Raw genomic sequence first — 12,193 nt, forward strand, 5'->3', positions numbered from 1 at the left:
GTCATACTTCAAGTTACATCGGGGAGGCAGAGACTGATTACTCGGCTCTTCCCTGAGCCCTGCCCTTCTGGGCCAACACAAACGCAATTCAAAATACGCTACTCTTTTGAATTGTGACTTGATTTATTTAGGGTATGGATTACAAATGCGTGGAAAGTAAAAACTGATCAGCTGACTTCGGTCAATAGTTCTGTTTTATAAGCATTACCAGCGCACAGGCAACTTAAATTATGATGGTCTATCTGATATATCCCTATTACGGCGGCTATTAAATGCCTATTTTTTTATCTTGTCTATGCCTATAGTGACCAGTAATAATAATAAAATGTAAAATAATGTGTCCGATTTTTTACCGAGAGTGATGTATTCAATACATTGCTCGTCCTGAAAGCATAATGCTTATTCTCAATTGAACCCATATAATCACACTGATTTTACAACACCCATTAAATTGCTAACAATATGTTTTTCTCACGATAATTCGTCGTTATTGGCTACATGCTGGGTTGGCATTATCAAAGAAAAGCATGTATTGAGAAGATAGGGCAGCCTTATTAAGCCACCCTCAGTCTTAATCAAGCAGGTGGGAAATATCATCATGGGTGACTGCTGGGGGATCCTTGCGCAATCCTTTGGTCAACCATAGCAGATAGATAAAACCGGCCAGCAACCAGCCTAGGCCTACTTTCAATGCTTCACTATCCAGGTTAAACCACAACCATACTGACATGCCAAAACCAATCAGCGGCAACAAGCCATATTTGAACATCGCCTTCAGGCCCCGCTGCTTTTCATTAATCAGAAAATGTTTGATTACGCTGAGATTAACAAAGGTAAATGCCCCCAATGCCCCAAAGCTGATCATCGACACCACCATGTTCAAATCCATACACAGGGCCAATAAAGAAACTATTGCCACAAACACTATCGCCCGCCATGGTGTACGAAAACGGGAATGGAGATGGAAGAATACTTTACGCGGCAGCACACCTTCACGCCCCATGGCGTAGAAAATACGCGAGACACTGGTTTGTGCGCTCATGCAAGAGGCGTATACCCCCGTCAAGTAAGTGGCCATAAAGAAGTTGTACATCCACTTGCCACCCACATGTTCAGAGATAATCAAGCTGGCAGTATCCTGATGAGGAATCAACGCTTGCCAGTCTGGATAAGCCAGATGTGCAGCATAAGATACCGCCACAAAAATGGCACCGGCACTGATCACCGTAATCAGGATCGCTCGTGGCAGAGTATTCTTAGCGTCGTCAGCCTCTTCTGCCATGGTGGCGATAGCATCAAAACCAAGAAATGCCAGGCAAAGTACCGCGGCACCAGCAATCAGGCCGGAAAAGTTACCCGCATCCACCAAGAGGGGTTTCATCAACGCGGCGGGGCTGAGATCCGCTTCGCTAAATGACAACACAATAAACAGCACAATAAACACCATCTGCAAACCAATCAGCGTAAAGTTGACTGAGCTCAACAGGCGGACACCCAGAATATTCAGGGCGCTGACACTACCAATGGATGCCAGAATAAACACATAGGCCGGAATCGATGGAAATGCCTCATGCAAGAAAATACCTAAAACCAAATAGTTAAGCATGGGCAGAAACAAATAATCCAGAATCTGCGCCCAACCCACCAGAAAACCAGTTTTCCCACCAAAACTGCGTTGCACATAAGAATAGGCCGACCCTGCTAACGGCATCGCGTTAGTCATCCGGCAATAACTCAGTGCGGTAAACAAGATGGTCACAATGGTCACCAGGTAAGCAATCGGCAAATGGCCTTGGCTTAACACCGTCACCTGACCATAGGTGGTGAATACGCCCAACGGCACCATATAGGCAAGACCAAATGCCACTAAGGCTGGGGTTTTAAGAACTCGTTGCAACTGAATATTTTGTGGCATTGCCGTATCATCTCCTGGCGCAGCGCCATTCCCTCAGGGCCGATTCCCATGGGTTATTCTGTGCTGCGGAAAAAACAAGGCACGGATTCTGGCACAAGAAAGGCTACCGGGGAAGTGAACAATTCGCTTCACGCCCATCTGGTGACAAGAGGTAAAAAATTCGCTACCAACCCGTTGATTTAATGTTTCAACAATATGTCGATAGCATTGCCATAAGCAGCCAATAAGTTCACCAGAAATGATGGGATAACAAATCTATTTAAGCAGATTTAAAGGCTTTTGCAGGGGGAGGTTACCCTTTCCCCCTGCTAGTTAAACAACAACGTTGGTACTAGGCCTGATAGACCACTTCCCCCCCCACCAGCGTCCGCTCAATACGGGTTTGATATATCTTATTCGCCGATTGTTCGAACAAATTATGGTGCAGCACGATGGCATCAGCAAATTTGCCCACCTCAAGCGAGCCAATATACTGCTCTTTAGCAATCATGTAGGCAGCATCGATGGTCGCAGCGCGTAATGTTTCAATGAGGGTTAGGTCACGATCATTATCCAAGCGTGGCCCAGTAGGATTCCCTTCAGCATCCCAAGCGCAGCGTGTCATCCCCACTTGCAGGTTATACCACTCATCCAGCCGGTCAATGGGCCAGTCACTGCCATAAGCCAAGCGCACCCCGGCATCGAGGAAGCGAGCTGCGGGTTCCAGATGAAGGAATCGCTCTTCACCGAGCATTTCACGCTCTTCATCAATCAACACCGCTGGTAATCCCGCCCATTGGAACGACAGTACAGCGGTAGCCCCAAGAGCGGCAAAACGTTCATATTGATGGGCAGCCACCAGCTCTGCATGGGCCAACCCCGGGCGGACATCTTTACCAGGGCAGGCATCACGCATCAACTCAAGTGCATCCAGTACCTGCTCAATAGCCCCCTCACCCACAGTATGGGTATGTGGGTGCAAACCAGCGCGGCCACATTCAACAATCAACGCATTGAGCACCGGCGTAGTGAAGTAGAGATCCCCATAGCGATCACCCGTTCCTTCACCATGATGTTCGCGATACGGCTCCAACAGCGCTGCCGTCATGGTTGGGGGCTGTAAAACGCCATCAACAAAGAGTTTGAGATGCTCAACCGCAATACCGGCTTTGGGTGTCCAGGTTTTGTCGCTCCACTGGTTGGCAAAATCAACCACTTCCTGCACCGCACGTGCCGCATCTTCTGGCCCTGGGACGCTATCTGGCGTCACTTCTTTGGCCCCAAGCATCCGTAGCGTCAGTTCTCCGCGAGAACGTAGCGTGGCAAACGCCTGGAGTTGCTCGGCAAATATGCGGGTATCCATGACGGTGGTGACCCCTTGGGCATGTAACGCCTGCTGCACGCGGGCCGCTACCTGTACGCTCTGCTCTGCAGTACCGGAAGGAATGCTGTCGAAGGCGCGCATGGCGGGGGCATCTTCCAGAATCCCGGTTAATTGCCCATCGGCATCTCGGGCAATCTTACCATCTGATGGAACAGGGGTATTTTCATCAATACCCAACATGACCAAGGCGCGGCTATTGGCGGCCAGGGTATGACAATCATTAGAGAACAGTGCCACCGGGCGACGCGTATTGAGGCCATCCAACAGCGCACGGCTCATATCAGCCCCCGCCGGAACCATTCCTTGACGCTGCCAGGCACGTACCGTCAACCACTCATCATCAGCTGCGGGGTATTTATCCAAATGCGCCTGAATATGCTGCAATGTCTGTTCCACCGTCAGCGCCGCATAGTGCAAGCTGCATCCTTGGAGTTGCTTGCCCCCCCAAAAGGGGTGCATATGGCTGTCGATCAGCCCCGGCATCATCATTTTACCTTGCAGATCGATACATTCTGTCGCTGAAGAGGCCAGTGCCAGCACCTGTTCATCGCTCCCTACCGCTAAAACGTATCCCTGCCCGATCGCCAATGCACTGCAAATGCTATTAACCGCATCCGCTGTATAAATGGTGCCGTTGTAATAAATCACATCGGCAACGTTGGTCGCTGGTGTCATATTCACTATCTCAAAACCACATAAAATGACCCTAAGTATATACTCAAGTCGATTCAAGTGGCAGGTAGAAGGTGCTGGCGTTTATCCCTATAGAATGTAATGAAATAATCAAGATCCATGCGCACTATCACATTCGACATCACATTCAACCGCTCTTCTGTTCCCAAGTCAGTAAACAACAGCTAGATTTATCTCATCCGACCACTTTTCGTCATCGCCCGCTGGGCTTGAATGGTGACTGGCATAATAACTCTCGGAGAGTGCGATGAATTCATACCCCCATCTGTTGGCCCCGCTCGATCTCGGTTTCACCACCCTGAAGAATCGCGTGTTAATGGGATCGATGCATACTGGCTTGGAAGAACTGCCTAATGGAGCTGAACGTCTGGCGGCCTTTTATGCCGAACGCGCGGCCGCAGGCGTCGCCTTGATCGTAACCGGGGGCATCGCACCCAATGAAAAAGGCGTGGTTTATCAAGGGGGGGCCGTGCTCAATCAGCCACAGCAGGTGGCACACCACCGCATCGTCACTGATGCCGTCCATCAGGCGGGGGGTAAGATCGCGCTGCAAATTCTCCATGCCGGGCGCTACAGTTACCAACCACAACCGGTTGCCCCTTCGGCGCTACAAGCCCCCATTAGTCCATTTTGCCCCACCGCCATGGCGGAACAAGAGGTTGAACAAACGATTACTGACTTCGCCCACTGCGCTGTGTTAGCACAACAGGCCGGTTACGACGGTGTGGAAGTGATGGGTTCTGAAGGTTACCTGATTAATCAGTTTCTGGTGGCGCGCACCAATCAGCGCAGTGATCAATGGGGTGGCAGCTTTATCAAACGTATGCGTTTTGCGGTGGACATTGTGCGGGCGGTACGTCAGGCAACAGGGGCACAGTTTATTCTGATCTACCGCCTTTCGATGCTCGACCTGGTGGAAGACGGCGCCAGTTGGCCTGAGATCGAACAACTTGCCAGTGCCATCGAACAGGCGGGCGCGACACTGATCAACACCGGTATTGGCTGGCATGAAGCGCGTATCCCTACCATTGCCACCCTGGTACCTCGCGCAGGCTTCAGTTGGGTGACAGCAAAATTGATGGGCAAAGTGGGGATCCCACTGATCACTACCAACCGCATTAATGATCCGGCCGTGGCAGAACAGATTTTAGCTAGCGGTGGTGCTGATATGGTGTCTATGGCGCGCCCTTTCCTGGCGGATGCCGCCTGGGTAGAGAAAGCGGCTGAAGGGCGAGCCGACGAAATCAACACCTGCATTGGCTGCAACCAAGCTTGTCTGGACCAGGTTTTTATGGGGCAAGTCGCGTCTTGTCTGGTTAATCCGCGCGCCTGCCACGAAACTGAAATGCCCTGGGTTGCCACCACTTCAGTGAAAAAACTGGCGGTAGTCGGTGCCGGGCCTGCGGGATTAGCATTCGCCACCACCGCGGCCCGGCGTGGACATCAAGTCACGCTGTTTGATGCTGATCATCAGATTGGTGGTCAATTCAATATTGCCAAGCAGATCCCCGGCAAGGAAGAATTCCACCAGACACTGCGATATTTTCACCATCAATTAAAGTTGAATAACGTGGTGCTGAAATTGGGGCAACCAGTACAGGCGCAGGATCTGGCAAGCTTCGATAAAGTGATCCTCGCTTGTGGCATCAAGCCACGCCTACCGGACATTCCCGGTATCAAGCACGGGATGGTGATGGACTATCTGGCGGTATTACGGGATAAAAAGCCGGTTGGTCAGCGGGTGGCGATCATTGGTGCGGGTGGGATCGGTTTCGATACTGCCGACTATCTCAGCCAAAGTGGAGCTTCCAGCAGCTTGCACCTAGAGGCGTTCAACCGTGAATGGGGTATCGACCCGCAGTTTACTCACCGTGGCGGTCTGAGTGATCAAGGGCCAATCGTGCCCGCAGCCGCACGCCAACTGTTTCTGTTACAACGCAAAACCAGCAAAATAGGCGAAGCCTTAGGTAAAACCACCGGTTGGATCCATCGCACCAGTTTGGCAGCGCGCGGTGTAAAAATGCTCAATGGCGTCAGTTATCTGCGCATTGATGATCAAGGGTTACATATCCTGCGGGATGGGCAAGAACACTGTCTATCGGTAGATACCGTGGTGATCTGTGCTGGGCAAGAACCACGTCGCGAACTACAGCAACCGCTGCTGGAGATGGGCAAAGTGGTTCACCTGATTGGCGGCGCAGATAGCGCCGCCGAATTGGATGCCCGCCGGGCGATTGAGCAGGGTATGCAGCTCGCCATGGCACTTTAGCGCCCATCATCGCTGCGGGTATAGGTTGGGCGATCCCGGCCCAACCTAACCACTAACGGCGTACGCCAGACTTAACCGCCTTGAGGATCAGAAACTTCTTATTGGCAGCGACCGTGGTGCAGTTGCCAAACAAGCGCTGCAACTTCTGGTAGTAGTCAAGATGACGGTTACCAACAATGTACAACGCACCACCCACTCGTAGACAGCGTTTGGCATCGCAGAACATCTGCCAGGCAGTATGATCAGTGATGGCATGCTGTTGGTGGAAAGGCGGGTTACACAATACTGCCTGCAGACTGCCACCCTCAATACTCGCCAGTGAGTTATTCACTTTAAACTCACAGCGCTCCAATGCCTGCGGTAAATTATGCGCCACATTCAGTTCGCTGGAAGCCACCGCCATATAAGATTCATCAATAAAGGTGACCTGCGCTTGCGGATTCTGAACCAAGGCTTTCATACCGATAAGGCCGTTGCCGCAACCCAGATCGACAATATGACCGTTGATATCCTGCGGTAAGTGTTCCAGAAACAGACGAGCGCCAACATCCAGGCTACCACGGGAAAACACATTGGCATGGTTATGAATCAGCCAATCTGTACCATCAAGCGGCCAGTTGGTGGTTTCCGCTGCCGCTGGGGGCACGATATCAGCGACCTGGCAATAAATCAGGCGAGCCTTTTTCCAGGCCAGGCTGGTACGCGTTGGACCAAGTACCCGTTCAAAGAGTTGTAACGTGGAAGTATGAACATCCCGTGCTTTGGCACTGGCTACAATCAGGGTATCTGGCGCGACCACCTGACGTAATGCCCGCAATTGTTGTTCCAACAACGCCAAGGCTTTGGGAATGCGCATCACCACGACAGCCGGGTTGGCAGGCAATGCGGCCAGGCTGTCTTGCAGTGTTACCTGCTCTACATCCAATTCATTAAGCTGCAGATTATGGCGGGTTGCCAACTGGCTCATCAAGGAATCACTGATGCTGTAAGGCTTGTAGCCATGCAGGGCACAAGCCAGCGCACCGAAGTTATCGTTGAAGATCAGCAGTGGGCGTTCACCTAGATCAATGTTTTCAACTTGTTGCAGCAAATATTCATCTGCTGCCTCCCATGCCTGGAGTTGACTGGCCTCTTCCTGTTGAGGATAACGCTCCAGCTCCAGTTGCTGTGTTCCTAAATCGAGTTGGCTCATTGCCGCTCCTGACCAATAAATTTGGGCTGTTTATCCCCTAAAAACGCTCAGCAGTAAAATGTTTTTTTACCAAGACGGGAGCAGCGCGATATGATTGAGTACACTGACCAGGCCAAATAACCGCACTGCCCCTCTTCCTCCAGCAGCTTGATTGGTGACGGGTATAACACGGAATATTGAATCACATGCCTCAACTGATCTACCTGCAAGGCTATCCCGACCACCTGCAAACGCAGGTGCAACAGCTTATCGAACAGCAACGGCTGGGAGAGGTACTGTTACAGCGCTATCCGCAGGTTCACGACTGCACCACTGACAAGTCGCTGTATCAGTTTACTGTCGATCTGAAAAATCAATATCTGCGTAATGCGCAACAACTCAGTAAAGTGGCCTACGACAGCAAAATTCAGGTGTTAAAACAGGCGTTAGGTCAGCATACCGCCATTTCCCGCGTACAAGGTGGCAAGCTGAAAGCCAAGGCCGAGATCCGCATCGCGGCAGTGTTTAAAAATACCCCAGAACCCTTCCTGCGTATGATCGTGGTTCATGAATTAGCGCACCTGAAAGAGAAAGAGCACAATAAAGCGTTCTACAGTTTATGTTGCCATATGGAGCCGAGCTACCACCAATTGGAATTTGATACCCGCTTGTATCTGACGCATCTGTCACTGTTTGGTGAGCTCTATCCCCCGCCAGGTAACCTGCCAGATATTAGGGATATTCGCCTAACATGATTCGCATGCTAATCTGCTGTAAATAATTTTCCTGAGCAACCGGAGTAACCTATGATTCGCTTTGCTGTTGTTGGTACCAACTGGATTACAGAACGCTTTGTCGATGCTGCTCATAAAAGCGGCAAGATGCAACTGACCGCCGTCTACTCACGTAAACTCGAACAAGCGCGGGCATTTGCGGCCAATTACCCCGTTGAACACTTCTTTGACTCGCTAGAAGCACTGGCCCAGTCCGATGTTATCGACGCAGTGTATATTGCTAGCCCAAACTCACTACATTACTCGCAATCCCTGCTGTTCCTCAGCCACCAGAAACATGTGATTTGTGAAAAGCCATTAGCCTCTAATTTGCGTCAGGTGGAAGAATTACTGGCTTGTGCGCGGGAAAATCAGGTGGTGGTATTTGAAGCCTTTAAAACTGCCTACTTGCCAAACTTTGCCGTACTGCAACAAGCCTTACCAACGCTGGGTAAGCTGCGTAAAGTCTTTCTTAATTATTGCCAATACTCTTCCCGCTATCCGCGTTATCTGGCTGGTGAAAACCCGAATACCTTCAACCCGCAATTCTCCAACGGTTCGATCATGGATATCGGTTACTACTGTGTCGCCAGTGCAGTCAGCCTGTTTGGTGCGCCTAAAGAAGTGAAGGCCAGCGCGACCTTGTTGGACACGGGGGTCGATGGCCACGGCAGCGTTTGCCTGAATTATGGTGACTTTGATGTCACTATTTGCCATTCCAAGGTGAGTAATTCCGATATCCCAAGCGAAATTCAGGGGGAAGAGGGCACGCTGGTGATCGAACGGCTCTCTGAAGTGCAAAATGTGGTGCTCACACCACGGGGTGAGAAATCACAAGTCCTGACTCAACCACAACACGAAAATACCATGCTGTACGAAGCACAGGTATTTGCCGATTTGGTAGAGAAACAGCAGGTCGAGCATATTGGTCTGGAAAACTCACGGCACATCGCTCAGTTATTGACTGAGATCCGCCGCCAAACCGGCGTGGTGTTCCCAGCAGACAGTGAATAACCGATGAAACCGCAGCTGTTGATATAAACCGGTGTTGTTGATGTAAACCGGTGTTGTTGATGTAAACCGCAGCTGTTGATGTAAACCGGTGCTATTAAAGCAAAGCGGTAACGCCCGCAACGTATCTTGCAGGAACAGGCTAGCGATACGCCGTTAAGCCAAAGCCTGTTGCAGAATTTCATCCGCTCCGTGGGTGTACAAAAAATTGTGCCATAATAAGGATTAACGTTGACCAGCCGCACATTTTGTTTTAACTTCCTGCGCTGCAAAGGGGAGTAACTTCATTGCCGGTTAATCGTCAATACGGTGCGCAAGCATCCGGTTACCGGGCAATCTGATGTTGAAGGTGTTTATCACCACATCAGCGTTGTAAGTGAGACCTTGCCGGAAGGCGAGGTTTGCTTGTAGCGTTAATCATAGCGGCTAGCGTCTTCCGACGTTGGCCGTTTTTGTTTTGTAGAAGGATTTCCTGAATGATAAATACCGTTGGCACCCCTTGGTTGTGGGGCAGTTTTGCTGTCATCATTGTCGTAATGCTGGCCATAGACCTGTTTTTACAGGGCCGTAAAGGCGCGCAGACCATGACATTTAAGCAGGCTGCCAGCTGGTCACTGGTGTGGGTGAGCCTGGCGCTGTTATTCAACTTTGGTTTTTGGTACTACCTGAATCAAACCGCAGGACGCGCAGTAGCCGATACTCAAGCGCTGGCTTTCTTGACCGGTTACTTGATTGAAAAATCGTTGGCTGTTGATAACGTCTTCGTTTGGCTAATGCTATTCAGTTATTTCGCCGTTCCTTCCCATTTACAACGCCGAGTGCTCATTTACGGTGTGCTAGGCGCAATCATCTTGCGTACCATCATGATCTTCGCAGGAAGTTGGCTGATTACCCAATTTGCCTGGTTGCTCTATCTGTTCGGTGCTTTCTTACTGTTTACCGGTATCAAGATGGCCATAGCGAAGGAGGATAATGCCGCCATTGGCGATAAGCCCCTAGTGAAGTGGCTGCGTAGCCATTTACGCATCACCGACAACCTGGAAGGGGAGCGTTTCTTCGTACGCCGCAATGGGATATTGTTTGCTACCCCTCTAATGCTAGTACTGATTTTGGTTGAACTGAGCGATGTTATTTTCGCCGTTGACAGTATCCCGGCGATCTTCGCGGTGACCACCGATCCGTTTATCGTGCTGACCTCCAACCTGTTCGCCATCATGGGGTTGCGCGCCATGTATTTCCTGTTAGCCAACGTGGCTGAACGTTTCTCATTGCTGAAGTATGGTTTGGCGGCGATCCTGATGTTTATCGGTATCAAAATGTTGATTGTCGATTTTTATCATATCCCGATTGCCATCTCATTGAGTGTTGTCGCAGGGATCCTCCTCGTGACATTGCTGATCAATGCCTGGGTTAACCAGCGCAATGATATTAAATCTCGGCAAAAACCATAATCTATTATTTGGGGTGTTAATCACCCCATTATTGTTTGGCGATTTCTTATATATACAGAATGTTATCAGGGTCACACAAATGTAAATGAAATGTATTTGGCCAGTTATCTACGCATATTATTTCATCGTCTCCCCTTTTCAAGGCGCATTGTTTACTGAATACTAACAAGGCAAACACACTTCGTTACAGAGACAACCATAAATAACCCGGCAACGTTCCTGCCAAGGTAGAGAGCTCTGTATGTCATCTTATCAGGGAGCGGAAACGCAAAAGCATCATGAATAAATTATTAGCACGAATCACTCAGGGCAGCCTGGTTATACAGATCATGGTTGGCCTTGCTGCAGGTATTATCCTGACACTGGTGTCACCCCCTGCTGCCAAGGCAGTGGGTTTATTGGGCTCGCTGTTCGTCGGTGCGCTGAAAGCGGTAGCTCCACTGCTGGTACTGGTACTGGTTATGGCTTCCATCGCTAATCATAAACAGGGGCAAAAAACCAATATCCGCCCAATTTTGTTCCTTTATCTGTTAGGCACTTTCGCCGCTGCGCTTTCCGCGGTCGTGTTCAGTTTCCTGTTCCCGACCACATTGACTCTGGTTGTGGGAAACACCGACATCAGCCCGCCAAGCGGTATTACAGAAGTCTTGAAAGGCCTGCTGATGAATGTCGTCGCCAACCCGTTCCATGCCCTCACCAATGCTAACTATATTGGTATTCTGGCCTGGGCTATCGGGCTGGGACTGGCATTGCGTCATGCCTCTGACACCACCAAGTCATTAATCACCGATATGTCCCACGCAGTAACCATGGTGGTACGGGGAGTGATCCGCTGTGCGCCACTGGGTATCTTTGGCCTGGTGTCATCGACACTGGCAGAGAGTGGTTTTGGGGCGCTCAGGGACTACGCACAATTACTCGTGGTGTTGATCGGCTGTATGTTGCTGGTGGCACTGGTTTTAAACCCGCTGATTGTTTACTGGAAAATCCGCCGTAACCCTTACCCACTGGTCTTGACCTGCCTACGTGAAAGTGGCGTAACGGCCTTCTTTACCCGTAGTTCCGCCGCCAATATTCCGGTGAATATGGAACTGTGCAAAAAGTTGAACCTGAACCAGGATACCTATTCAGTTTCTATCCCACTGGGTGCAACCATCAATATGGCTGGCGCTGCGATCACCGTCACTGTGTTGACCCTGGCCGCTGTTCATACCCTCGGTATTGCTGTTGATATTCCTACCGCGCTGTTACTGAGTGTCGTCGCCGCAGTTTGTGCTTGCGGTGCTTCTGGCGTGGCTGGTGGCTCCCTGTTGTTAATCCCGCTGGCCTGTAATATGTTTGGTATCCCTAATGATATTGCCATGCAGGTGGTAGGTGTCGGCTTTATCATTGGCGTGCTGCAGGACTCAGCAGAAACTGCTCTCAACTCCTCTACTGATGTGGTGTTTACCGCAGCAGTCTGCCAAGCAGAAGATCAGCGCTTGGCTGATAAGGACCCACTAAAGGTTCGTTAATGCCCCCCTTACCCTCTCCTTGCGAGAGGGTAA

The 12,193-nt window shown here is 50.4% G+C and carries 8 protein-coding genes; 5 read left to right on the plus strand and 3 right to left on the minus strand.

Features of this window, described 5'->3' with window-relative positions:
• Nucleotides 1-571: 571 nt before the first annotated feature.
• Both IO95_RS05010 and IO95_RS05015 read right to left on the minus strand, forming a co-directional pair.
• Nucleotides 572-1,915 carry an APC family permease gene (locus IO95_RS05010; RefSeq protein ID WP_023491404.1) on the minus strand — a complete coding sequence of 448 codons (1,344 nt, stop codon included), beginning with the start codon at nucleotides 1,913-1,915 and terminating at the stop codon, nucleotides 572-574.
• 331 nt (nucleotides 1,916-2,246) lie between these two features.
• A complete protein-coding gene (locus tag IO95_RS05015; RefSeq protein WP_023491406.1) occupies nucleotides 2,247-3,953 on the minus strand; it encodes an amidohydrolase in 1,707 nt (568 codons plus the stop codon).
• Between the two features lie 265 nt (nucleotides 3,954-4,218).
• Here IO95_RS05015 and IO95_RS05020 point away from each other — a divergent pair, with 265 nt between their 5' ends.
• Nucleotides 4,219-6,240, plus strand: a complete 2,022-nt coding sequence (locus IO95_RS05020; protein ID WP_023491408.1) for an FAD-dependent oxidoreductase — start codon at nucleotides 4,219-4,221, stop codon at nucleotides 6,238-6,240.
• 52 nt (nucleotides 6,241-6,292) lie between these two features.
• Here IO95_RS05020 and rlmG read toward each other — a convergent pair whose 3' ends face one another.
• The gene (gene rlmG, locus IO95_RS05025) at nucleotides 6,293-7,432 is read right to left on the minus strand and encodes a 23S rRNA (guanine(1835)-N(2))-methyltransferase RlmG (protein ID WP_023491409.1); all 1,140 of its coding nucleotides are present in this window, start codon (nucleotides 7,430-7,432) and stop codon (nucleotides 6,293-6,295) included.
• 185 nt (nucleotides 7,433-7,617) lie between these two features.
• Between rlmG and IO95_RS05030 the strand changes: the two genes are divergently transcribed.
• From IO95_RS05030 to sstT, 4 genes are all read left to right on the plus strand, one after another.
• Complete coding sequence (locus tag IO95_RS05030) at nucleotides 7,618-8,166, plus strand: M48 family metallopeptidase (RefSeq protein ID WP_023491410.1); 549 nt, start codon at nucleotides 7,618-7,620, stop codon at nucleotides 8,164-8,166.
• Nucleotides 8,167-8,217: 51 nt separating this feature from the next.
• Nucleotides 8,218-9,198 (plus strand): Gfo/Idh/MocA family protein, encoded by a 981-nt coding sequence (locus IO95_RS05035; RefSeq protein ID WP_023491412.1) that lies wholly within the window; start codon nucleotides 8,218-8,220, stop codon nucleotides 9,196-9,198.
• Between the two features lie 473 nt (nucleotides 9,199-9,671).
• Nucleotides 9,672-10,646: a TerC family protein gene (locus tag IO95_RS05040; RefSeq protein WP_037384137.1), complete on the plus strand. Its 975-nt coding sequence runs from the start codon at nucleotides 9,672-9,674 to the stop codon at nucleotides 10,644-10,646.
• Nucleotides 10,647-10,924: 278 nt separating this feature from the next.
• Complete coding sequence (gene sstT, locus IO95_RS05045) at nucleotides 10,925-12,160, plus strand: serine/threonine transporter SstT (RefSeq protein WP_023489468.1); 1,236 nt, start codon at nucleotides 10,925-10,927, stop codon at nucleotides 12,158-12,160.
• The last annotated feature ends 33 nt before the right edge of the window (nucleotides 12,161-12,193 follow it).

The organism is Serratia sp. DD3 (assembly GCF_000496755.2).